This is a genomic window from Fervidobacterium gondwanense DSM 13020 (assembly GCF_900143265.1).
In the GTDB taxonomy this organism is placed as follows: domain Bacteria; phylum Thermotogota; class Thermotogae; order Thermotogales; family Fervidobacteriaceae; genus Fervidobacterium; species Fervidobacterium gondwanense.
This window is the reverse complement of sequence record NZ_FRDJ01000006.1, coordinates 71,394-95,909: the sequence shown is the minus strand read 5'-3', so window position 1 is coordinate 95,909 and position 24,516 is coordinate 71,394. Positions and strand designations below refer to the sequence as shown.

At 40.1% G+C, this 24,516-nt stretch carries 21 protein-coding genes; 13 read left to right on the top strand and 8 right to left on the bottom strand.

The window, feature by feature from the left end; all coding sequences use genetic code 11:
- Positions 1-39: 39 nt before the first annotated feature.
- From BUA11_RS06485 to BUA11_RS06470, 4 genes are read right to left on the bottom strand one after another with little or no spacing between them, the layout of a single operon-like run.
- Positions 40-864, bottom strand: a complete 825-nt coding sequence (locus BUA11_RS06485) for a carbohydrate ABC transporter permease (RefSeq protein ID WP_072759637.1) — start codon at positions 862-864, stop codon at positions 40-42.
- Positions 861-1,766 carry a carbohydrate ABC transporter permease gene (locus BUA11_RS06480; RefSeq protein WP_072759635.1) on the bottom strand — a complete coding sequence of 302 codons (906 nt, stop codon included), beginning with the start codon at positions 1,764-1,766 and terminating at the stop codon, positions 861-863. The genes BUA11_RS06485 and BUA11_RS06480 overlap by 4 nt, the downstream gene beginning before the upstream one ends.
- Before the next feature lie 25 nt (positions 1,767-1,791).
- A complete protein-coding gene (locus BUA11_RS06475; RefSeq protein ID WP_072759633.1) occupies positions 1,792-3,051 on the bottom strand; it encodes an ABC transporter substrate-binding protein in 1,260 nt (419 codons plus the stop codon).
- 36 nt (positions 3,052-3,087) lie between these two features.
- Entirely contained in the window at positions 3,088-4,062 is a 975-nt protein-coding gene (locus BUA11_RS06470; protein ID WP_072759631.1) for a LacI family DNA-binding transcriptional regulator, read from the bottom strand.
- A gap of 332 nt (positions 4,063-4,394) precedes the next feature.
- Between BUA11_RS06470 and BUA11_RS06465 the strand changes: the two genes are divergently transcribed.
- Both BUA11_RS06465 and BUA11_RS06460 read left to right on the top strand, forming a co-directional pair.
- A complete protein-coding gene (locus BUA11_RS06465; RefSeq protein ID WP_072759629.1) occupies positions 4,395-5,714 on the top strand; it encodes a hypothetical protein in 1,320 nt (439 codons plus the stop codon).
- 68 nt (positions 5,715-5,782) lie between these two features.
- A complete protein-coding gene (locus BUA11_RS06460) occupies positions 5,783-7,930 on the top strand; it encodes a glycoside hydrolase family protein (RefSeq protein WP_372589802.1) in 2,148 nt (715 codons plus the stop codon).
- 77 nt (positions 7,931-8,007) lie between these two features.
- On the opposite strand, the gene BUA11_RS06455 is transcribed toward BUA11_RS06460, so the two are convergent.
- Both BUA11_RS06455 and BUA11_RS06450 read right to left on the bottom strand, forming a co-directional pair.
- The gene (locus BUA11_RS06455; protein WP_072759615.1) at positions 8,008-9,669 is read right to left on the bottom strand and encodes a sensor domain-containing diguanylate cyclase; all 1,662 of its coding nucleotides are present in this window, start codon (positions 9,667-9,669) and stop codon (positions 8,008-8,010) included.
- Between the two features lie 444 nt (positions 9,670-10,113).
- Complete coding sequence (locus BUA11_RS06450; protein WP_072759614.1) at positions 10,114-10,590, bottom strand: hypothetical protein; 477 nt, start codon at positions 10,588-10,590, stop codon at positions 10,114-10,116.
- A gap of 215 nt (positions 10,591-10,805) precedes the next feature.
- On the opposite strand from BUA11_RS06450, the gene BUA11_RS06445 reads away from it, so the two are divergent.
- On the top strand, positions 10,806-12,791 hold the full coding sequence (locus tag BUA11_RS06445; RefSeq protein ID WP_072759613.1) for a glucodextranase DOMON-like domain-containing protein: 1,986 nt from the start codon (positions 10,806-10,808) through the stop codon (positions 12,789-12,791).
- A gap of 51 nt (positions 12,792-12,842) precedes the next feature.
- On the opposite strand, the gene BUA11_RS06440 is transcribed toward BUA11_RS06445, so the two are convergent.
- Positions 12,843-14,060, bottom strand: coding sequence for an MFS transporter (locus BUA11_RS06440; protein WP_072759700.1), 1,218 nt, complete (start codon positions 14,058-14,060; stop codon positions 12,843-12,845).
- Positions 14,061-14,406: 346 nt separating this feature from the next.
- On the opposite strand from BUA11_RS06440, the gene BUA11_RS06435 reads away from it, so the two are divergent.
- The 10 genes from BUA11_RS06435 to acpP all read left to right on the top strand — a co-directional run bounded on the left by BUA11_RS06435 (position 14,407) and on the right by acpP (position 23,629).
- On the top strand, positions 14,407-14,628 hold the full coding sequence (locus BUA11_RS06435) for a hypothetical protein (protein ID WP_072759612.1): 222 nt from the start codon (positions 14,407-14,409) through the stop codon (positions 14,626-14,628).
- A gap of 3 nt (positions 14,629-14,631) precedes the next feature.
- Positions 14,632-15,534, top strand: coding sequence for a cache domain-containing protein (locus BUA11_RS06430; protein ID WP_281246567.1), 903 nt, complete (start codon positions 14,632-14,634; stop codon positions 15,532-15,534).
- 3 nt (positions 15,535-15,537) lie between these two features.
- A complete protein-coding gene (locus tag BUA11_RS06425) occupies positions 15,538-16,731 on the top strand; it encodes a methyl-accepting chemotaxis protein (RefSeq protein WP_072759610.1) in 1,194 nt (397 codons plus the stop codon).
- 124 nt (positions 16,732-16,855) lie between these two features.
- Positions 16,856-17,173 carry a hypothetical protein gene (locus BUA11_RS06420; RefSeq protein WP_072759609.1) on the top strand — a complete coding sequence of 106 codons (318 nt, stop codon included), beginning with the start codon at positions 16,856-16,858 and terminating at the stop codon, positions 17,171-17,173.
- Positions 17,174-17,326: 153 nt separating this feature from the next.
- Positions 17,327-17,779: a M15 family metallopeptidase gene (locus tag BUA11_RS06415; protein ID WP_072759608.1), complete on the top strand. Its 453-nt coding sequence runs from the start codon at positions 17,327-17,329 to the stop codon at positions 17,777-17,779.
- Between the two features lie 123 nt (positions 17,780-17,902).
- A complete protein-coding gene (trpS, locus tag BUA11_RS06410; RefSeq protein ID WP_072759607.1) occupies positions 17,903-18,886 on the top strand; it encodes a tryptophan--tRNA ligase in 984 nt (327 codons plus the stop codon).
- Between the two features lie 21 nt (positions 18,887-18,907).
- Entirely contained in the window at positions 18,908-19,690 is a 783-nt protein-coding gene (locus BUA11_RS06405; RefSeq protein WP_072759606.1) for a mechanosensitive ion channel family protein, read from the top strand.
- Positions 19,691-19,711: 21 nt separating this feature from the next.
- Positions 19,712-21,526, top strand: a complete 1,815-nt coding sequence (gene lepA, locus BUA11_RS06400) for a translation elongation factor 4 (RefSeq protein WP_072759605.1) — start codon at positions 19,712-19,714, stop codon at positions 21,524-21,526.
- Positions 21,527-21,556: 30 nt separating this feature from the next.
- On the top strand, positions 21,557-23,293 hold the full coding sequence (locus BUA11_RS06395) for a M3 family oligoendopeptidase (protein ID WP_072759604.1): 1,737 nt from the start codon (positions 21,557-21,559) through the stop codon (positions 23,291-23,293).
- Between the two features lie 90 nt (positions 23,294-23,383).
- A complete protein-coding gene (gene acpP / locus BUA11_RS06390) occupies positions 23,384-23,629 on the top strand; it encodes an acyl carrier protein (RefSeq protein ID WP_072759601.1) in 246 nt (81 codons plus the stop codon).
- A 69-nt stretch (positions 23,630-23,698) separates the two neighbouring features.
- Here acpP and BUA11_RS06385 read toward each other — a convergent pair whose 3' ends face one another.
- Entirely contained in the window at positions 23,699-24,496 is a 798-nt protein-coding gene (locus BUA11_RS06385) for a type I phosphomannose isomerase catalytic subunit (RefSeq protein WP_072759598.1), read from the bottom strand.
- Between the last annotated feature and the right edge of the window lie 20 nt (positions 24,497-24,516).

Here is a 24,516-nt window from a genome sequence, read left to right as displayed (position 1 = left end):
CTCCTTTTGTAATGTTGTAATAGTCTCCTGTCTTTTTCTCTACCTTAAAGACATAGATATTCCTTGTAAGAAGTAGTTTCTCAGTAGCAAGAAGATGATCACCATCGGTATAGTCTGGATAACAGCGCCTGCGAGAACAGGGCCGATGTAACTTGCGTACTCATGATTGAACGACGCAAGTAGAACTGAAAGTGGCATATTCTTGTAATCTTTCATTACCATAAGTGGCCAAAGGAAATTGTCCCAGATCCCTATGAAAGTGAACAGCCCAACTATAGAAGCTGTTGATTTAGCCAGTGGGAACATTATCTGTATTACAACCCAAAAATTGCTCGCTCCGTCTATTTTTGCAGCATCGATATAATCTTGTGGTATCGTTTTGAAAGTCTGTGCGAACATGAATACTCCCCACGAACTTGTCAGTGAAGGTACAATGAGCGCCTGATATGTGTTCAACCAGCCGAACGTGCGTATGAGTATGAACATCGGTATCATAAACATGAATCCTGGAAAGAGCATTTGATATATTATGAAATTGTACACAGCCTTACCCAATTTAAACTTGATGCGCGATAGTGCATATCCTATAAACATAGATGTAAATACAACAGAGAATGTGACTGTCGAAGATATGAAAAGACTGTTCAAGAAAGCTCGTATAAACGGCCTTTCAAACTTGTTTGCCATGACAAATATGAATCTGTAATGTTCTAAACTAAACTTCTTTGGAATGAAAGTGGTGAAGATATCTTCAGCCGGTTTAAAGGACGATAAGAAAAGCCAAATATATGGATAGATCCAAACTAACGCCAAGAAAAGCATTATAAATGTGATAACGTATGAAATGACTTTCTCTTTCCTCATACAAAGCTCACTTCTTTCTCGAAGAGCTTTCTAATCAACATGACTATCCCGTAACTGACGAGTGCTGTTACAATCGCAACAGTTGTAGCATACGAAGGGTCAATTCTTTTGAAAGCAGTGTCGTACATGTAGATCAAGAAAGTTGTCGTTCGTTGCATAGGTCCGCCACCTGTGATCATGTATGGTTCAGTGAAAATTCCAAAAGTCAGCATTACAGCCAAAACGGTTACTGTTATCAGCGATGGATTCAACAGCGGTAAGGTAATCTTCCAGAAAATAACGTTCTTGTTTGCCCCATCAAGTTCCGCTGCCTCGTAGAGCGATTGCGGAATGGAAATTAAACCTGCGTAAAGAATCAACCCATAATATCCGATGAACTTCCAAGTTATTATCAAACATATCGAAAAGATCGCAAGTTGCGGATTTGAAAACCAAGGGATCGTAAAACCAAATAGACTATCAATAAGCCTGTTTATAGGTCCATTCACCGCGAAAAGATTCGAGAAGAGCAATGAGTAAGCAACGCCTGAAGACACATTTGCAACTAAGAAACTCAGCATTATGAACGTTTTACCGAACTTCACCTTGTTTAGAGCAAGAGCGAATAACAAAGATGCGACTAAGACCATCGGAATAAGATAAGCCAAGAAATTCAAAGTGTTAAGGGCTATCCGGAACATTGTACTATCTGTGAATAACCTTGCAAAATTACTAAACCAGATAAGCGAAGGCTTGGAAAAATAATTCCACTTTGTGAATGCGAGAACCAACATCCAAACAAACGGATAGCCCCAGAAAACAGCAGTGTAAGCTAAATATGGTAAAACGATTGAATAACCGAAAATCCTATCTTTCCTTCCAAATCTTCTCGAATTGTGGTTCCTTGCCTTCTGTTCTTTCACATGCTCACATCCAGTGCATAGAGTATTAGAAGAGGAGTTTATTTACTTCTTTAACAGCTTTGTTTAGTATATCGCTTGGCGTACCTTTCATATACATCAGTGGCTCTATAAGATGGGTTGTCATCGCTTGTTGTATATCTATAGTCTTGTCAATCAACGCTGGCGGTATTGCATATGGCACGAAAGAAGAGTATGCCTTAAAGAACTTATCGTTCATGAACTTTGAGAATGCGGGATTCGTGGTTAAATCTTCACGTGCGGGTGGCATTTGTGTCTTTTCGATCCACAGAACATCGTTCTGAACGTTTGAGAACACCCAAGAGATGAATTCAAACGCTGCTTTCTTGTCTTTACATGTGGAGAATATCACTAATCCCTTGCTGTCTGCAAATGTGTAAATAGGTTTATCTTTTGGATAATTATCTGGCACAGGTGGTGCGGAGAACCATATCTCTGGAACTACCTTTGGGAACGTTTCCTTTGCCCAATTCACTTCCCATGGCCCTGTTATCTTCGCTAAGATTGTTCCGTTGTAGAAAGGATTAGTTCCCAATTCAACAGCGGTGTACTTGTTCTTGAACATGTTGTATATGAATTCCGATATCTGCAAACCATATTCATCTCCGAAGTTTACCTTTCGTTTGGCAACATCTATGTACGACTTCCCGCCAGTTGCAGAATAGTAGTAAGTTATGAAGTCAAACCACCTGTCCCACCAGTTGCGACCTGAGATAACCTGCATTGTGAAATTCTTCTTCCCATCGGCGAATTTCTTACTAATTTCGTAAATCTGGCTGTACGTCCTTGGCGGTTCGTTGTACCCAAGCTTCTTCAAAATGTCGCCGCGCCACCAGAATATCATTGGGTTGGAGTAGATGGGGAATACGTAATATTTGCCTTTGATCTTCCAAGAGTCAATAATGCTTTTCATCTTTCGTGTTTCAATCAATTTCTGGAAATCACTCCCGAAGTTGTCAAGTGCATACAAGGCACCTATATCGGCGAGCTGAGCGGCAAAGCCACTAAAGATGTTTTCGCAAAAATCTGGGGCGTTTCCAGCTGCTATTGCACTCAGGATAGCCTCTTCTGAACTTCCGGCAGCAGGGATGGTCTGAACTTCGATTTGAACATCTGGTCTCAGTTTATTCCATTGTGCTACTATCGTTTTCCAGAATTCTTCTTGGAACGCATTTGGAGCAGTCCAGAACGTTAGTTTTACTGCAACAGCACTTACCGAAACTAATAGCAACGACAAGAACACAATAGAAACTACCAACCTTTTCATAATATCCCCTCCTCACTAAAGAATGTGGAAATCGATTTAGATTAAACTTGAATTTCTCTTAATATATGAAGTATAAAGACACTGTTTGTGAGGATGCAGGCTCTGACCAGTCAATATCTCGTTGAGACGTTTCACAGCGTTTATGCCCATCTCAGCTTTCTGAACTCGAAGCGTTGATAGACCCTCTTTTTCAGCATCTGGTATGTCGTCAAATCCAACGACACTTATTTCATTTGGAATCTTGTAACCCCATTCTTTTAATTTACTAAGGACTCTCAATGCTATCACATCGTTGGAACAAATTATAACCTGTGGTACCCAATCTCTCAGAACTCTTTTCAAAACTGAATCAACCTCATCGTGTAAATCGTCGTACTCAAAGAGTATTGGCAACTTTCCATATCTTTGCATAGCGCTCACGTATCCGTTGTACCTATCTCTAAAGCCGTAATATTTAAGTGGTCCGTGGATGTGGACAATTCTGTTGTATCCAGCATCGATGAAATTCCTTGTCACGTAAAACACACCATCGTATCCGTCACTTACGATGCTATCTATTCTCAACCCATCTATATAGTGATCAACAAGGACAACCTTCGCCTTGGATGAAAGGAAATTTATCTCTTCTTCCGAAGCGTCACTACCAACGATTATGAAGCCATCAAATTCAACCTCTGAAGTTTTGAGAACATCTTCAAGAAGCACAATCTCTAAGGATATCTTGTAAAGCGCAGCATAATTCTCAATTGCATCAAGTATAATCTTGTAAAATTCCCCGACGTTTGTTTTGAGCAATTCATCAATCCTCTTGCTTATAATTACACCCACTTTGAAACTTTTCTTTCTTGCAAGTGATTTAGCTGAAAAATGTGGCACGTACCCCAATTCCCTTATGGCCTTCAAGACCTTTATCTCAGTGCTTTCGGAGACATAACCCGTTCCATTGAGAACCCGAGAAACAGTTGCAATTGATACGCCAGCCCTTTTCGCTACATCTTCGATCGAAGCCATTAGAACACCCCCGGAATCAAGAGAATGAAGAATCGAACTGAGAGGATGTAAACGCTTTCATATTCACTATAATTATAAAACCTTTTTGTTCGGTAACAAAATAAGAATTCGTAAGAAAAGCATAGTAAATATTTAAAAACAAAATAAAAAAGAAGAATTTGTTTATTAATTAAAAAAATAATAGAATTTTTGGCAATAAATCAATTATTGTTTTTCCAATCACGAATATATAATATGCAATGTATGTAAGCGTTTACTTATTTTTTCCGTTCCGCAAGAAATCTGGTGATTTATTACCTCTATAACATCAAACTTCCAGGGAGGTGGAGTGTATGAAGAGGGTTCTGATGTCTTTAGTACTTTTATTAGCACTTAGTTTGTTTGGCGCTTCGGTGAGTATTCCAGTCAAGGCTGGAAATGTGGAAGTACCTTTAGTACTGCAAATGGGAAGCTTGGTCGACCTGCTGCCTGAGGACTTTGAACCAGATTGGACAAGCTTGAAAGTAGTTGTTGATGGAAAAGAAGTCCCGTTCCAGCTCGAAGATGTTGATGGTAACGGCAGAGTTTCTGCACCAGACTATCTGGTCTCCATTGTAAAAGGCAATGCACAGATAGTTGTTGAAGATTCTGCGAAAAAGGCGGTTGTTTATCCGAAAGCATTTAGTGTCTCCAAAGACGAAAAAGGTTGGAAAGTGACAGCGGTAGATGGTAGTTTTGAAGCCATGATCAATGACCACGGTTTGGTTCAAGTTACACAATTTGGCACGATAAAAGCCAAGTTGCTCGATGAGGTTGGCATTGCAAGAGTAAGCGGTTGGTTCAACTCGACATACTATGTTGATGGAAAATTGGGCGATCACCATGAAGAAACGAGCAGCGCGTTTAGGGTTGTATCGATTAAAGTGCTTGATCCGGGACCTGTTGCAGTTGGTGTTGTGGCTATTCTCAAATCAGAGAAATTTAATGGGCTAAGACAGGAGATTGTTACACATATTTTCAAGAATGGGGATATACTCGTTGACAACAAATTCGTATTTGAAACATATGCAGATATGATGAAAGTGCAAACGATGGTAACAAGGCCAATTATACCTGCATTTGATGATACTGTCCACATCCTTCCAGTTTTCAGAAGGTTAGTATGGGCTGACCAGCTCAACATTACACCATATGAATATTGGTTGCAAAGAGATGCTGTAACGTGGGTAGACAAGACACCATATATCGTATTTCCTGCTGGGAACAGTATGAAACCACTTTGGTGGGGCGCTACTTATATCTTTGCATCGATGGAAAGATGGAGGAGCAATTTCTCGTCGAAAGGAAATGTTGGCGTTGCTGAAATATTGCCAGAAGTACCAGTTGTTCCAGCTGATTACAAAAAATGGCTCGATTCAGACACATGGGTATACGAAAGCCTTGAATTTAGAGATGGCGTCTTCAAATGGATGCCTGGCGAATTCGATGCATATCCTTCAACAACGGGCGTCTACTCGATGAAGGTTGAGGACATGCCGAACAGATACAAAGCCGGAGATGTTGTACAGCACTTGAGACTCTTTACGCTGTACAACGCAAAGAGTGTTGAAGAAGCGATTAAATTTATTGAAAACAAGAGTGCATCGTTCAGAAGCATTAAAATTGGAGAATAAGATCAAATCTTTTGACCGGGGAGAAATCCCCGGTCTGATTTCTAAGGTTTTTAAGGGAGATGAAATGTGTGAAAAAATTCTTGGTAAGTGTGTTTCTAATTTTACATTTAGTATCATTTTCAGCAATTACATTTAACAACACGCACCTTGAAAGACTTGGGCAAAAATTCTTGCTCGAAGGTGAAGAAGTAAAAGGCTACTGGGTTTACGCTAACAACAAAGGCGATCATTTCGAAGTTGCTACGGCGCAAGGAGAAGGCGACACTTGCGCTGACGATGTTGCAAGGGTTGTATTGCTTTACAGTGAAGCGTACGAAATTACTAAAGACGTGTCCTATTTAGAGCTTGCAAAGGAAGCGTCGAAGTTTGTGTTGAAGATGCAAACTTCCGACGGTGAGTTTTACAACTTCGCTTGGGTTGATGGGACCATTAATAAGCACGGTATCACGAGCGAAAAGTCATCATCTTGGTGGGCATTAAGGGCTTTTGCCGGACTTTCGAAACTTGCCCAATTTCATAACGAAGAAAGAATAATGTTAGCTTTGAGAAGAGCATATTCAGCTATAAAAAGGAAACCTCCAATAGCAGGAGATCAACTTTCACTGTATGTGATTGGACTTTCTAATTACTACAAGTTAACAAAGGACGAAAATGTGAAGAAAGATCTCGAGAAATATTCTATGGAGCTGACTCGATATGAATGGACTGGATTTTCATATCTAAAAGGATTCTTTTCGGTCTATCAAGACCGGTTCCTCTGGAACGGCTGGGGAAACCACTACACGGAGGCTTTGGTAGAAGCGTACAAAGTATTAGGCGATAGTAAGCTCATAGAACTTGCCAAGCGCTCGCTCGATAATCAGATACCTCTCCTATTGTCAACAGGACTGATATATTCCATAGGCAATTATGTAAAACTCTATCCAGAACTTGCCTATGCACTTGAATGTGTCGTGGTACCAAACGTCAAACTGTTCGAGATAACGGGGGATGAGAAATATGCTTACTTTGCTTCTCTGTTATCATCATGGCTGTTTGGTGGGAACAGATTGGGAGTAAGGATGCTTGGAGAGAGCGGGGAAGGGTACGATGGTCTTGAGTACATGCATTACAACAGGAATGCGGGTGCGGAATCTACGATTTGTGCACTGAGAAGTCTACTGTACGTGATGAAACTTCCAGAGAAGTTCCAGATACTCGCTGAAAATCCGAACATCTTAGGCCGAGAGGGTTTAAAGGTCTTAGAGGCGGAGACTTTTGACGTTGGAATATCTGATGTGAGGATTGTAACAGGCGATTACGGAGGTGGAGCAGCACTAAAAATTAATGAAAGGGCGAGACTCAAAAAGGTTTTGGACAACATTAAACCTGGTAAGTACTATGTACTCATATCTGGCGTGTTCTCAAATAACGCGATAACCATTTCCGCTGTGAATCAGTTGAAAAAGAATATCTCTGGAAGTGGGATCTTTGAAGTTGGAGAAATTCAAATAGAGAATTCATTAAGTCTTTCACTAACCAATAGCTGTTCTCTTGATCAGGTAGTGCTTATACCAGAGTATATCGGGATATCTTTCAAAGATAACGAAACAAGCAAGAGTTTGGTATACAATTTAGCAGAAAAGAAAACACAGATAACAGAAGCCGTAGTTTTTGAAAAGATTGAAAAGCGAGTATCTTACGAAGTTGAAGTAGACTTTTCTCAAATCAACGAATTCAAAGCACTTGACCTCAAAGAAATCTTCAACAACGACGGATTTGGTACGCCTCAAAGACCTGGGAATTTCGATAACTTAGGCGGAGCAATTGGTGCGTATCTTCCGGAAAGCGAAGTGAATGAGGGTATAACAGTTATAAAAGACATACCTTTCTATATAGCCACAAGCGGTTTAGACAACATTCGCTGTGATGGACAAGTTATAAAGGTTAACGGATTGGGGAATTACAGTACTATATATATCCTTGCTGCGGCAAATCATGGGGATTACAAAACAGAGCTGAATATGAACGGACAGAGATATGAGATGCAAGTAAAAGATTGGTGCAATGAGCCTGAAGGCTTAGTCTTGGATTACAGATATATCGCGAGTGGCGAAAAACAATTTATCCGTTGCGGGTTGGATCTTTACAGTGTATCAGTTCAAGGCCTTGATTTTCTTGAAATAACTCTGCCAATGGAAATGAACGTTCATATTTTCGCGATTACTGTTAAGTAGCTGTACGCAAAAATAATCCTCGCGTCTTTCATAGTGCGAGGGTTTTTTGTGAAATATATCTGTTTGAACCAAATTTGCTAAATGCTATCTGTACTGAGTTGGGAAGCCAAATGATAGCTCTTCCCACTGTTTTTTGCATAATACATTGCCATATCGGCTTTGATTAACAAATCTCCAAAATCAGTGCCATCGTGCGGATATATTGCTATTCCGAAGTTTGCTGAGACGTTGAATACATGCGACTCCCAGACTATATCTTTCTCTATCTCTTGGAGTGTTCTCTCTACAAATTGCTTGTACTCTTTACAATCATATAGTAAGAAAACGAATTCGTCCCCTCCTATTCTTGCGATGAAGTCGCTTTTTCTCACAACGCTTTGGAGCCTTTCTGCAACAACTTTAAGTATGTAATCTCCTACCCGATGTCCAAAGGAATCATTTATAGCTTTGAATTTAAAAAGGTCAACGTAAACCACACATATATTTTTTCCTTCTCTTTCCGCGAGTTTAGTTATTCTCTCAGCTTCCATTTCGAGAGCTCTTCTATTTGGCAATTGTGTTAGGGCATCTTGCGTGGATAAGATCTCAAGCATTTCTTTTTGTTTTATTAATTCCTCTTCAAGCTTCAATTTTTCAAACACAACGCCTATTTGTGTAGCAAAGAGTGTGGCGATTCTAACTGCAAATTCATTGAAGGCATCAGAACTTTCAAGGTTATCGATGTTCATGAACGCCACTATTTCGTTGTTCACAACGATTGGAACTGAAAGCATTGCCTTTATCTCGTCGATTCTTCCGTACTTATTCAAAATCTGAAATCTTTCGCCTTTAAGCACTTCAGCGTCGAACTCTTGAAGATTAGTGGTTATCTTAACTTTTGCATCCATGCCCTGAGCCAGTTCTTCTTGGAAAAACCAAACTTTGCTCAACTCCTCAAAGTTGTATCCCGCTGTAGCTACAAATCTATATATATCTCCTTCTTTCATGAGCACAGAACCAGATTGAGCTCTTGGAATTATCTCAATCGCCTTTTCCAAAATTAACTGATAAGATAGCTCTATGTTTCCAATAAGCATATCTTGAGTCAGTTTTATAACAGAATTAAGTGCATTATTGAGTATCTCTTCTTTTCTCAATTCCTTTATGACAGAAATTTCAGATACAATGCTCATAAGTGCAATGAGTAGAATAAAAGCAAAAGAAAGAATTATTGGGAGCTCAGAAATTTTTAGCAATCTTTCGTATTTCAAACCATAAGTCAAATCTCTTGCTATTTCCTTTGTTCCTGTAGCAATTCTCACGTTTTCTAAATGGAGCCTTTTCAAAATTGAACTAACATCTACCAAAACCTTAGCTATTTTATCTGGTATGTACGTTTTTCCAGATGAATCCGAAATTCTGTATTCCAAAACAAGTAATGTTCCACTACTTGTAATTGAATAAATTGTCTCTGGCGGATTGCCCGTTTCAAACTCAACGTCGACAATGAACGGATAGCTTTTCTTCAAGTTTTCCTCAATCATATTTAGTTTCTGATCGTCCCATCTCAAAATGGCATTATACAATTCATCATTGCGAAAGTGGGAATAGTAAATTTCTGTAGCATGTGTCTCTACAGTATCTTTAAAAACACTTTTAAAATGCTGTTCTTCATTTTCGAAGTACATGTTCAAAAATACAAAAAAAGTGGTAGTTATAACGATCACGAAAAAGAGTGTTATCAAAATTCGCAACCTCAAATGAATCCCCCCGAAGATTCAAGAAAGGAAAACAGGGCCTTAAATTGCTGATTACACACTTGTTCAGTACTGTCAATATTTTACCACGACATTGTTACGAACAAATTTACAGTTGATTTCAAAATATCAATTTGCCGATTAATTTGGGAGAAAGACTTCACGATATTTTTCATATTTTAAAGTTGATTGGTTAATATTGTTTTCAAAATGCAATCTTTCGAATGCTTGCATAAATGTAAGGAAAGTATTCTGAGGTTTTTCCATTTATTCCTACTCAAAAAAGTTTTGCGCATGTTTTTGTAATGAATCCTTTTAAAATATTTGGGATCGAATCAGAAGGGGTCAATGTGGAAGGATTTCAGAAACTGAAAGTATAATATAAATAAATTAAAATCATCGTGCTCCAGGAGAGCACGATGATCATTTTCAGGGCAAGACATGTTACTATCTGCTGCATCTTCCGAAACCACGTCCATTTTGTGGACCTCTTAAGCTTGCCAAATCTATGGATTTTCCATCAAGTTTGACCTGCTCTGCAACTATATAGCTCCCGCTTGCTGAGGTTGCGAGTTTTCCTACGATTTCTATCGACTGTCCAACCTTGACCTCTGTCACTTTGAATATTGGACCTGCGTGAACATCGTATACCTTATCTCCAACTTGCACTTTCAGTGTGAGTCCAGATTGTGGGGCGAGTGCGAACTCTTTGACTGTGCCTTTGAATGTCTCTGTCGAACCTAACGTTGTGCCCGCTGGCAAGTTTCTGTAAAGTCTTGTTACCTGAGATGCTGTTGCTGTTTGAGATGTTTGTGGAGCTTGCTGTTGTGCATAGCCACCTCTGAAACTTCTTGCTGGACCGAATGCGAAGATACTGCTGACCGCTAAGACTCCTAAAACCAATACCACTAAGAACTTTTTCATATACACTCGCCTCCTGTTTTCTTTTCTTTGCCCTTTTCATCGTGGGCAATCATAGTATAGCTAAATAACCTTAGAAAATCCTTGTCATGAGCTTAGAAGATGCTTAGAGTTTTTAAATAATAATGGCTATGAAAAATTTCCATTGATATGTCAAAATATACTGAATTTATGAGAAAATATCTTCGGCAATCTATCTTAAGCAAGGAGGGAGTAGGATGAAACGTTCGGTTGTTGCTCTGTTGGTTGTTGTTTTTTCAATCTTTATCGGGTTTGGAGCTTTGAAAGTTGAGGGAAACAAAGTTATTTTCACTTTCAGCTATCCTACGGCAAACACTGTTCACATTGCAGGAAATTTTAACAGCTGGTCTACTAACGCCAATCCGATGAGAAAAGAAGGCGATGTCTGGGTTACAGAACTCGAGCTCAAGCCCGGCACTTACCAGTACAAATTTGTCATTGATGGCGGTAAGGTGTGGAAAGAAGACCCAGACGCTCCAGGTTACACCGACGATGGTTTCGGTGGAAAGAACGGAGTCTTCACACTTGCTCTTAAGGATGGAAAATTAGTCGTAGTCGCACCTGCAGCTGAGATAAAAGAAAAGATCGAGATTAACGAAGAAAGAGAAGAAAATTTCTACATCGAAGATAACACATATGTTGTAATAAAGTTCTACAAACCAGAGGCAAAATACGTCTTTATAGCCGGTTCATTTAACAACTGGAGTATGTCCGATACAGAATGTTACAGTGCAGGTGACGGTTGGTGGGAAGCAGTTTTAGAACTTTCACAAGGCATTTACCAATACAAATTCGTAGTTGATGGAAAAGACTGGGTAGTAGATCCGAATGCTCCTGCGTACGTTGACGATGGCTTCGGCGGAAAGAACGGTGTGTTTGAAGTCTGGAAAGAAGACAGCGTTCTGAAAGTTGGAGCACCAAGAATTCAGAAGGAAGAAGAACCAAAAGTCGAATTGCCAAAAGAAAACATTGTGAGGTCTGTCGAGTATGCAGTTGACGGAAAGATCTCCGAAGCAGAAAAGGCAACAGCATATTTTGAAAGTAAAGGCGTTGTCGCATACGTCGCGAGGACGTCAACAGCTGCTTACGTTGGAGTTCTTTTGGATAAATCAGCAACGCAATATCTTGGTCAGAATGTGCTTGTTGAAGTTTACACCGATGCTCCAAAAATGACGTCTTTTAACAAAAAGACATATAACGGAACACAGCTTTCAAAATCGGTTAGTTTTAGATTCTCAATAAACATGAAAACGTGGCAAGCAAGAAAGAGAGGCTCATTCTTTGCGGCAGCTGGAGACGATTCATGGATACTCCAAGCTAACCCATTCAGAGCTGCTGTGGATGAAGCAATCGAATTCGAGATACCGTACGATATACTCGGCGTAAAGAGCGGAGAAACTTTCAACCTTTACGTTGTCGTATCAGTTGAAGGCAAGGACGAAATCGTACCAGCTGAAGGAATAGCAATCAAAACTCCAACGATGATTTCAGGAAACGTAATTGCGAAATTCGTTGACAAAGTTGGTGACGACTACGGATTCGGAACATACACTTATCCAAAAGACCCAGCTTTCGCACCTTACAAAGGGCTTTGGGACATTGTTGAGATGCAAGTGCTTGAAAACGAAGACGCATATGTGTTCGCAATAAAATTCGGAGAAATGACAAATCCATGGGCATCTCCAAAAGGATTCTCGCACCAGCTGATAAACATCTACCTTGATACAAAAGACGGAGGAAGAACGAACACATACAAAGAGGGTGCGAGAGTGCAGTTTACGCAACCGTGGGATTATTTTGTAAAGGTTGCAGGTTGGCCTGATGATAGGATAGTCTTTGCAACGGCTGACGGTAAAGAGATTCCAGAGGCTATAACCTACGAAGCTGACCCAGCGGAAAAAGTTATTTACATAATTGTTTTTAAGAAATATTTAGAAGTAAAGACAGGAATAAAAGCCTACGTGTTATCGATGAGTCAAGATGGATATGGTACTGACCACATAAGACCTGTTGCAAAGGACTCGACTCAATGGACACTTGGTGGCTATCCAGTAGATTCCAAAGACTACGCACCATTCGTACTTGATACAATCGTTCCGGAAGGATACACACAGGAACAAATCTTGAAATCTTACGTTCCGGAAAAAGAATACGCAAAGTTGACACCGGTAGTAATAAAATAACGAAACATGGAAAGGACAAAAGGGCGGTTCAAACCGCCCTTTTTCAACTATCTATTGTATCTCCTTGTCCTTTGTTTCGACTGCCAAAAGCACCACAACGACTGCTGCCAATAATGATAACCCTGCAAGCCATGAGAAGATTTCGAGCAAGGACTTGTTCAGCGATAGCATGTAGCCCCCGAACTGAGGGGCTAATATTCCTGCTATCCTTGCGATAACACCAGCCATCCCATTCCCAGTCCCGCGCATGGGGGTTGGGTACAGCTCAGGTGTATACGCATACACAAGCCCCCAAACACCGAGCGTGAAGAATGAAAGAAGCAGTGCCGTCAAAATAAGTTGTACTGAGCTTGTTACAAAAGCCCACAGGATAGACGAAATAGCCATTCCAATGAAATAAATCACGAGAGATTTCTTCCTGCCTATCCTCTCAATGAAGTATGCAGCAGACAAGTAGCCCGGAAGCTGAGCAACCATCATGAAGAACGTGAACCAGAGCGATTTTGTAGTGCTGAGCCCCTGCTGTGCGAAGATTTTCGGAGCCCATGAGAAGAGCACGTAGTACACAAAACTAACGACAAACCATGAAGTCCAAATCATAACTGTTTTGGTTAAATAAGGTGGTTTAAGAATATCGGCTATGCTGAACTTACTTTTTGGTAGAGGTTCAATCTCAGCCTGTATGCTGATGCCGAGGACATTTTCTAAACCTTTCTTTCCATGCTTTTTGAATACGAACTTTGGTGATTCTGAGAGTTTGAAGAGTATTGGTAACATGACAATTCCGGAGAAGAAGCTCCAATAACTTATCCGCCAAGAGTGTTGTGTTGTCAAGACTGCTACAAGACCAATTGCGATACTGCCAATCGCCCAGCTAGCCTCCAAAAGTACCAGATAACGCCCTCTTATAGCCTTCCCTATGAATTCAGACAGATACGCATTTACAGACGGCATCAACCCACCATAGCCTATACCAGCAAGAAATCTTAAAAATAAAAACGCACTTGGAGTTTTCGAAAAACCGAGCAACCCTGTAAAAACAACGGTGAATAAGAAATAGAAAATATTCGACAACTTTCTGCCAAACAAATCAGCGATCAGACCAACGCTTAGAGCTCCCACAAGCATTCCAAGAAACGTGGAGCTCAGAATGTTGGCAGACTGCTGGACTGATAATCCCCACTCTTGAACAATCGAAGGAAGTGTAAAAGACAAAACAAGCACACCTGCTGCGTCGAACAGCCAAAGAACGGAAGTGATGAGTAACATGAGCTTTTGAAGCTTTAAACCAACGTGCGTTTCAATAACCTTGTCGACGGTGTTCAAGCGCTATCCCTCCTTTTGGAAAACGTATATTTATTTTACACTACATGTAAAGTATTGTCAAATACAACCTTTGCACTATAAATTCCCAAGAACTGAAATTTAATCTCTCGTTTATGTGAGGCACGAGTATGAACTCTATAGTGATTTTTCTTACATTGAATAATAGTTTAATAAACTTATGCAGGTGTTTAAATTAATCAAAAATTAGTATCTTAGAATGTAACTTTATGGTATAATCTAAATATACTTAGACGGGATATATATCACTTACAAGAGGAGGGAAAGACTTATGAAGTTAAAATATCTTCCTGTTTTGATTGCTACTATTGTAGTTGCCGGATTTGTTGTCACATTTATCATTCAGATGAACTTTTCAAAGAAAATTCAGGAACATTGGATCGAAACTTACGATACGGTTGTCGGAGAGGTCGTGCAAGAAGTTGTGGATGAAATTGCTGGAGTGTTGAAAACGGTTCTAACTGATTCTTTGAATGACCCGACCATACTCTAATATCTGGCAAACGGTGATAGAGACTCGCTGCGCGATTATTTGATTCCAAGCTACGAAGATTTCAAAAGAAACGGAATAGAGATCTTTCAGTTTATCACTCCGGATTTGAAGAGTTTTCTAAGAATGCACAAGCCAGAAAAGTATGGTGATGATCTAAGCTTCAGAAAAGCGTTGTTGAATGTTACAAGCAATAAATCAGATGTGGTGACGTACGAAATTGGTGCAAGCGGCATTGGGTTAAGAAGTATAAAGCCGGTTTTCAAAGATGGGCAGTTTATAGCAATTGCTGAACTTGGTTTATACTTGAACAAGAGTTTTTTAGAAGACATCCCGAATGAACAGAATTTTGTGCAATTGTACGATGAAGATGGCAAAAAGTTAGAAAAGCCAATAGTAGTAACCGAAAATGAAGATTTGACAAAGGAAATAAGTAGCGAGGACCTTAGAAAGTTTATCGAAAACGAGGATTATTATTTTCTGAATAATGGATTTTTGTACAACGTGATTCACATGAAAGACGTTGAGGGGAATGTAGTCGGATTGCTCATCAGCAAGACATCACTTAAAGAGGAGGTTGCACTCCAGAAAAAGCGCAATTTAATGACAACTTTCTTAATGAGTTTGGTAATTGTTGTTATAGTGGTTGTTCTTTTCATGATCCTTAGGAGTATCAATAAACAAGTTAAGTCAATTAACTTAACACTTGAGAAAGTTGCAAGCGGAGACCTTACTGTTAAGTTGCATGGAACAAGTAACGAGATAGGTGCTATAGCAAACACGTTGAATGAAACGCTGCGCAAATTACAAGCTTTGTTCAAAGATTTTCAAATGAGCTTTGTAGATATTAACAAAGCTGTTTCCAACTACAGCATGGTTACAAACCAGGTTGAAGATGTTGTAAATTAAACTGTGAGTGTTATAGAAAATGTAACAGACATGATAGAGAGCGTTTCTGCGGCAATAGAGGAGACAAACTCTGGTGCTGAAGAGACAGCGACAGCAGCTCAGAACGTTTCGAATAGTGCTCAGGAGATTTCATCGGTAACCGCGAGGGCATTTAACGAGATTGTGAGTTCCAGAGAGAATGTCCAAAAATTAGTAGAAAGCATCCAGAGTACGATACATTCATCAAACAAATCACTGGAAGTAACATTGTCGTTGGTGGACTACTCAAAGCAAATACAGACGATTGTTGAAACAATAAATTCTATAGCGGAGCAGACAAATTTGCTCGCTTTAAACGCGGCGATAGAGGCGGCAAGAGCAGGAGAAGCGGGAAGAGGATTTGCAGTCGTCGCAGATGAGATAAGGAAGCTGGCAGAAGAGAGTAAGAAGTCAACGAGTGATATACAGAGTATACTGAATAACATACAAATTGGTGTAGAAAAAGTCAGCATGTCGGTAAACGAAAATGCAGGTGTACTGAACGAGTCAAGAAAGAGTGTGGAAAAGGTTAGGGATGTCTTTGATAATATATACAAATTGATGGAAATAATAAACAATAAAGCAGAGACTCTGGCGGCCGCAAGTGAAGAACAAAGTGCGTCTGCACAAGAGATAAGCTCGGCAATGCAGAGCGCAACGAACAACGTGAATGAAATAGTTGCACGGACGAGTGAACTTACAGAAGAGATAAACAAAGTGAAAAACCTGCTTCCAGAGGTTCACAAAGCGGATACAGAAGTTAGTAACACGATCCTGAGGATATCAGAAAATGTGAGAAAAAATATAGTGGTGTCTGAGAAAGAAGATTATGTGCAAGAAATAGAAAAAGCGATTAAAGTCCACAGAACTTGGCTGGAGAGGCTATACAATTCGGTGAAGAACGGGAGAGAAGAGATGCTACAATTCAACTTACACAGGTGTGCGTTCGGAACAATATATGACTTTACAAGACCACCAGAAGGCATGGAAAGCATGTGGGAAGAAGTTGGGAAATTGCACGAACAGGTACACTACAATGGTGAGAAAGTGATGGAATACGTGAAACATGGCAAATTGCAGGAGGCAGAAAGGGCTTACAGAGAAGTGGAAGGAACTGCAAATAGATTGATATCGTTGTTGGAAGAGATAAAAAAGCAATGTGGAGAAATGAGTTGCTAAAGTTTAATTGCTACAAAAGTGGGCGAGAGCCCACTTTTTTGTTTTTGTGGTATAATTTACATGTGCATGTTAAAGTCTGTGTCAAGGTTATTTGCGACCTGTTGATTTCAAAGGAGGTTTTATGATGATTAAGTGGAACTTGTACTCATTTGGGTATTTCATCCCACGTTGGTTCAAATGGGAGGATGCAACGAAGTTTGTTACCGTCTACGGAACGTATGAAATAGGTGATTGGGTTTTCCAAGAGTCGAAACTGGAAATAGAATTAATCGAAGTGCCTGACGAAGTTAGAGACCTTCGCGAAATTTACGAATTTCCGTGGGAAAGATTCAAGGTTCTCCCAACTGAGAAAACAATAGTCGTAAAGCGTGGAAACCCGGAGGATATTGCCGAGACCGAGTTTGAAAAAATCGTATTAGAGGAAGATACTGAAAAAAGTTAATAGGTATGTTTTTCAAAAAGCGAGGGCAGTTTGAAGAACTGCCCTTTTATTTTTAATTCTTGTAGATATATACTATACGGCATATAGATTTCGGGGGGTGTAGTCACCCTTTTATTTTTAATTCTTGTAGATATATCTTCTTGGGTGAAATGAATGAACAGAAGTTTAGATGATCTGAATCTTGAGTTCAGAACGTTGCTTCAGAAATTCATAATAGAGTGCCAAAATGTTGGTGTAAAGGTATTGATTTACAACACTTTGAGAACAAAAGAGGAACAATATGCACTGTATTTGCAAGGCAGAGCACCTGTTGAGAAAGTAAACGAAGCCCGTAAGAAGGCTGGTTTACCACCTATCAGTTCATCAGAAAATCGAGTAGTCACTAATCTTAGAGATTCTCCGCATTGTCACGGCTTAGCAGCTGATTTCGTACCTGTTGTTGATGGAAAAGTTGTTTGGAATGATCATAAACTTTGGGCGATTTGCGGGAAAATCGCAGAGAGAGTTGGGCTGGAGTGGGGCGGCTCTTGGAAGGATTTTCCGGACTATCCACACCTGCAGATGAAAAATTGGAGGCGGTTTTTGAAGAATGGCAAGCAAGAGTGAGATTCATAAAAGGATTTCGTATGTATGCTGGGCGGAAGATATCCGCCCGTTTTTATTTTTCTAAAATGTGGTATAATAACGAAAGACAATAATTTTGAACATGTGACTGGGAGGTTGAAGTTTGTGAGAATTTTGAGCGGTATTAGGCCAACTGGGAAAGTGCATGTTGGTCATTTTGTTGGTGTTTTCGAAAACTGGCTCAAGTTACAAGACGAAGGCAATGACACGTTTTATTTTATAGCAGACTGGCACGCACTGACTACGCACTACGAAGATACGAGCGAATTAAAAGAATTTACTTTTGACTTAATGAAAACTCTCATCGCTGTTGGGCTCGATAAGTCTACGCTCTTTGTCCAGTCCGCTGTTAAAGAACACGCAGAGTTGATGGTTTTATTCTCGATGATTACTCCGCTCTCCTGGCTCGAGCGCGTGCCGACTTATAAAGAAATGCGCCAGCAGATCACAAGCAGAGACCTTTCAAATGCTGGATTCTTAATGTACCCGGTTTTGCAAGCTGCCGATATTTTGATTTACAAAGCAGATGGCGTTCCAGTTGGCGAAGACCAAGTCTACCACGTAGAGCTTACGAGGGAAATCGCAAGAAGGTTCAATTATATCTTCAAGAGAGAGGTTTTTCCAGAACCGAAGGAATTACTCTCGAAAGTTCCAAAACTCCTTGGAACCGACGGAAGGAAGATGAGCAAGAGCTACGGCAACACGATTCCACTCATCACAACGGAAGCAGAGCTTTCAAAGATGGTAATGCCTATGGTAACTGATACTAATAGGAAGAGAAGGTCTGATCCAGGCAATCCGGAAGTGTGCCCAGTGTGGGATTATCATAAGGCTTTCGGCACAGCGGATAAGCCAGAAGAAGCTCAGTGGGTTGTGGAAGGCTGTACTCAGGCAAAGATAGGATGTATCGATTGTAAAAAACTATTGCTAAAGAACATGGTGCAGAAATTGCAGCCGATTTGGGATAGGTACAATTCAATAACCGATGCTGAAGTCAAAGAAGCGATGGAAGAAGGGAACGAAAAGGCAAGGAAAGTTGCACAAGAGACGATGGAGGAAGTTAGAGAAGCGATCAAGATAATGTACTGATCTGGATGAAGGAGGGTAAAAATGTTAGAACCAGTGATTTTGAAGAACATACTTTTCTCAATATTGGCTGTAGTCATTGCGTATATTGTTCACAGAATTATAATGAGATCTATCAATAAATTCATTTCAACATTAGGTAAAGAGGTTAAAGCACCGAAAACTTTGTCTTTAATCCTTGCGTTTTTGATTTATGGTTTTGCGATAGCCGGTATTTTGGCTATTTGGGATGTCAACCTTGCTCCATACCTTGCAGGTTTGGGAATATCTGGTATAGTGATAGGTCTTGCGTTGCAAGAACCATTAACGAATTTTATGTCCGGTATTCTGGTTCTTGTTACGCGCAAGGTCTTTGAGGGCGAAGTGGTCGATATAGATGGCCTGACGGGGATTGTCGATATAGTTAAGATGAACCACGTTCATCTGAAGACTTTTGACGGCAAGATGATACTGATTCCAAACAGGAAGGTTTGGTCAGGCACTGTAACGAAATTTTGGCCCGGTAGGTACAGAAGAATAGATGTGGATGTTACGGTCGATTACTCTTCTGATCTTGATAAAGTTGTTTCAATCTTGAAGAAAGTCCTCGAAGAAGAGCCGTTGGTGGTAAAGGATAATTCTGTGGAGAACAATGTTGTCTTCAAATCGTTCGATTCTAATGGCGTTGTTTACACGGTGCGTTTTTGGACAGAAAAAGAAACATATTTTGACACGCTAAATGCAGTCGCGCACAGAATTAAGTCGGAAATCGATAAGAATGGTATCAAGATTCCATTCAGTATCGTTGAAGTCAAGCTTGTGAAATAATTTTCGGAGGGATGGAGATAGATGAGGAAAATAGAAAATGTTAGGAACATCTGTATAATTGCGCATATTGACCATGGTAAAACGACGCTTACCGATAGGATTTTAGAGATGACGAATGCCGTTGAGAAGAGGAAAATGCGAGAACAGTACCTTGACAGTATGGATATCGAAAGAGAACGCGGAATAACGATAAAATCACACCCACTTAGAGTTTTCTACACAGCAGAAGATGGAAAAGAATACGAAATAAACATCGTCGATACACCTGGGCACGTCGATTTCTCTTATGAAGTTGATAGGAGCATGGCGGCAGTCGAGGGTGCTATCCTCTTAGTCGATGCAACACAAGGTGTTCAGGCTCAAACGGTTGCGAATACGTATAAGGCACTCGAACATGATTTAGAGTTAATACCAGCTGTGAATAAAATCGACATGCCACTTGCTAATATCGAAGAGACTGTCGCGGAAATAGAAGATTTGATAGGTATTCCAGGCGAGGATATTTTTAAGATAAGTGCTAAAGAAGGTATTGGTGTTAAAGAACTTGTGGAGGCGGTTATAAAGCTCGTTCCACCACCGGAAACATCCGATGATGGGCATTTGCGTGCGCTTATTTTCGATGCGAAGTACGATAAATACCGCGGTGCAATTACGTACGTTAGAATTTTCGATGGCGAGATTAAATCAGGCGACAAGATAATGATGATGTCTACAAACGAAGTTTATGAAGTCATAGAGGTAGGTACGTTCACTCCTGATATGTTGCCTGTCGATTCTCTGAAAGCAGGGGATATCGGTTATATCATTGCAGGGTTGAAAGACGTTTCCAAAGCCAAAATCGGTGATACGATAACAAAACCTGATAACCCAGCTCCAGAGCCACTGCCGGGATACAAGGAAGTAAAACCGATGGTATTTGCGGGTATGTATCCAGGATTGCCTGAGTACTACGAAGAGTTAAGAAAGGCACTGGATAAATACAAGCTCAACGACGCGGCGCTCGTTTACAAACCAGATCACTCGCCAGCGCTTGGTTTTGGTTTCAGGTGCGGTTTTCTTGGACTACTTCATATGGATGTTGTCAGGGAAAGGCTTGAGCGAGAGTTCGATATGGCTGTCATATTAACTGCGCCGAACGTTGAGTACAAGGTAATCACGCATGCGGGCGAAGAGGTGTTCATAAACGACCCGGCTAAGTTCCCAGAAGAAGGAGAAGTGCGAGAGATTTACGAGCCGTACGTTAAGTTGTCGATAATTACGCCACCAGATTATATAGGAAAGTTGATGAACTTGGTGCAGAACGAAAAGCGCGGTACGATGATCTCAACGGAAAACGCCGGTCACGAGCGTGTTGTTATGCACTTTGAAGTTCCACTTGCGGAAATCATCTTCGATTTCTTCGATAAGATGAAAGCAGTGAGTAGAGGATACGCATCAATGGACTACGAGTTCCTTGAATACAGAAAGAGTGATCTCGTAAAGATTGCGATATACGTGAATAAAGAACCTGTTGATGCACTGTCGTTCGTTGCGCACCGCGACAAAGCATACACGATAGCAAGAAAGCTTGTCGATAAACTCGCTGAGCTCATACCTCAACATCAGTTTGAAATTCCTATCCAAGCGAAAGCTGGCGGTAGGTTCATCGCACGTTCAACAGTTAAGGCACTGAGAAAAGACGTGTTGGCGAAGTGTTACGGTGGAGACGTTACGAGGAAGATGAAGCTTCTTGAAAAGCAGAAAGAGGGTAAGAAAAAACTTAGGGAAATTGGTAACGTGACGATACCTCAAGAAGCTTTCTTAGCAATGCTCAGGATTGGTGAGGAGGAAGAATAAGAGATTTTCTAAGGATAGGAGGGAGCTGTCTTGAACTGGAATCTGAAAGAGATTTTTCAAGACGATACAGCTGCTACTGAAAATGCAAAACTGCGCTTGAACGAAATAAAAAAATACGTTGAGGAATTTGAAAATGAACAGGAATTAGGAAGATTAGTTGAATTGATTAAAAAGATAGAAGATTCAACCGATAATTTTGCAAAATCCTCTCAGTATGCGTGGATGAGGTACTCTACGGATACTGAGAGTTCAGAAAGCCAGAAGCTCATCGGAAGTATTCAACAACTCGAAGCTGAACTTTCAGAAAGCCTCGTAAAGATGGAAGTTAAGCTTGCTGCTCTTGATGATGCATCCATTGAAAAAATGATAGATCTGGATAAAAACTATGAGCACAAGCTTAGAAGAATTGTGGAAAGAAGAAAGCACCTCTTATCTAAAGAAGCTGAGCAAACATTAGCTTTGATGTCTGTTTCCGGAAGAGGTGCAATTTCCAAGATTCATAGTAGATTAGAGAGTGCGTACACTTTTGATATAGAAATTGATGGTAAGCTTAAAACGTTAACGGTCGAAGAAATTAAAGCACTACGCAGGTCGACGGATAGCCATCTCAGGAAAAGAGCAATGAAGATGTTCTTTGAAAGGTTCCAAAACGATTCAATGGTGATAACCGAAGTTTATAACCTGATAGTCAAAAACTACGACACAGAGAGCAAAATTCGACGCTTTCCAAAGCCGATATCGATGATGAATTTTGAAAATGAAGTGAGCGACGAAGTTGTAGATAAATTAATAGAAGTTACTGACCAATACACAAATCTGGTGCGCAGGTATTATGATTGGAAATCGAAAATAATGGGCGAAAAATTGACACTTGCAGACATATACGCGCCGATAAGTGCTGAGAGGAGAATATTTACTTTCGATGAAGCTAAGGACGTTATCTTGGAATCGTATTATGCGTTTAACCAATCAGCTGGTGATATTGTAAAAGGATTTTTCGATACTTCGCGCATTGATTTGCTACCTAAGAAGGGAAAGGTTGGAGGTGCTTACTGTATATATTCAACGACAAAACTACCTCCGTACGTTCTCACGAACTTTAACGGTGACATGTACGATGTTATGACTTTGGCGCATGAGCTTGGACATGGATTGCATGGCACTCTTTCAAGAAAACAGACGTTTTTCAACCACGACACGCCACTGACGTTAGCAGAACTCGCTTCCGTTTTTGGAGAGTTCTTAGTCTTTGATAATCTCAAAAACAAGCTTTCAAAAAAAGAAAAAATGGCTCTGCTTGCTTCGAAAATCGAAGATACAATCGCGACAACATTTAGGCAGAATATGTTTACTAAGTTTGAATTGAGAGCCCACAAGAAGATTAGTACAGATGGGTACGCCGATTGGAATGAGTTGAATGAGATATACCACGATGAATTGAAGAATATATTTGGAGATGTTGTCGAAATTCCTGAGTGGTACAAAAACGAATGGGCGATGGTTTCTCACTTTTTTGAGACACCATTCTACGTCTATGCATACAATTTTGCGCACTGTCTTGTGATTACGCTTTATCAGAAGTACTTGGAAGAAGGAAGAACATTTGCCGAGAAATATTTAAAATTGCTTGAAAGCGGAGGCAAGTATACACCGGAAGAATTGTTAGCCAGTGTTGGAATTGATGTCAAGGAAGAAGGATTCTGGGAAAGGGCATTTAGGTTCATTGAGCACCTTGTAGATGAGTTAGAAGAAGCAGCTCGGGATTAAAAGGAATATTTTAAAAATATTGACAAAGCGAAAGTGTTTTATTAAAATATAGCAAGACATCATAGAAAATCCTTGTAGGAGGCGATTAATGTGAATAGAGAAGAGCTCTTTAAAAAAGTAGCGGAAATCATTTCTGAGAAGCTGAACGTACCTATCGAAGACATTGACGAAGATAGCCATTTGATTGAAGATTTGGGAGCAGATTCACTCGATGCATTCGATCTTGTTATGGTTTTTGAAGACGAGTTTGGTATAAAGCTCGAAGACGAAGAAATCGAGAAACTTGTGACAGTTAAAAATATTCTCGATTTGCTTGAAGAAAAAATCAGCGATTAATCAAAAGTGAATAGAAAAAACAAAACATGCGGGTTTTTACCCGCATGTTTTTATTCCAAGCTCTCAAGACTATAAGAAATTGTATACATATATCTTATCGCTCTGGTTGTCAACCGTTTCTTTTAGGATTATTTTCGCACAGAAATCTTTAGTAATTTCTGTTGGTATTTCGACTATGAGGCTGTCTTTTTCTGGTAGTGTTGTTGAGAAAGTAAAGTATGGTGTTTGTAATCCGGCTGTATTTTCAGAGAGTATATCGGATATTTTGATACTTTTGCTTACTTGAATCGCTTTTTCAATATGGGTCTCCCTTGGCCTTCCCCAGTCGTATATGCGGTATGTAAGGTCTGACGACTGCTGGACTTCTATGACTGTGCTGTTCGGACCCAGAGCATGTACAGTCCCGGCTGGTATGTTTACAAACGTACCTTTCCTAACCTTTACAAAAGTCATAACTTCGTTTAATTTATCCATTTTGCCATTATTTATGTACTCTTTCATCTTGTCAACATCTTCGCAAATTGCAAATTCACCGTCTGTAAGAAAATACCAGGCTTCGCTTTTTCCCCAAGGTTCTTTCTCGAAAGAGTTTGCGTAATCGTTGTCTGGATGAACTTGCACACTTAGCCACTGCTTTGTTGATACGAGTTTTATCAGTATTGGGAATCTCTCATATTTACTGTCGTATATTGAACGCCCAAATTCGTTTAAGGAAATCCCATTCTCAAGCTTTGTTTCATATAATGGGTGTCCTGAAAGAAGCCAAATTTCACCTATTGGCATTTCATTTTCAAGCTCGAAGATAACGTTTATATCACTGTTACCCCAGATCATTGAGCGAAAATGAGGTATAATCTTGAACTGCATCTTAACCCTCCTATTTTTTA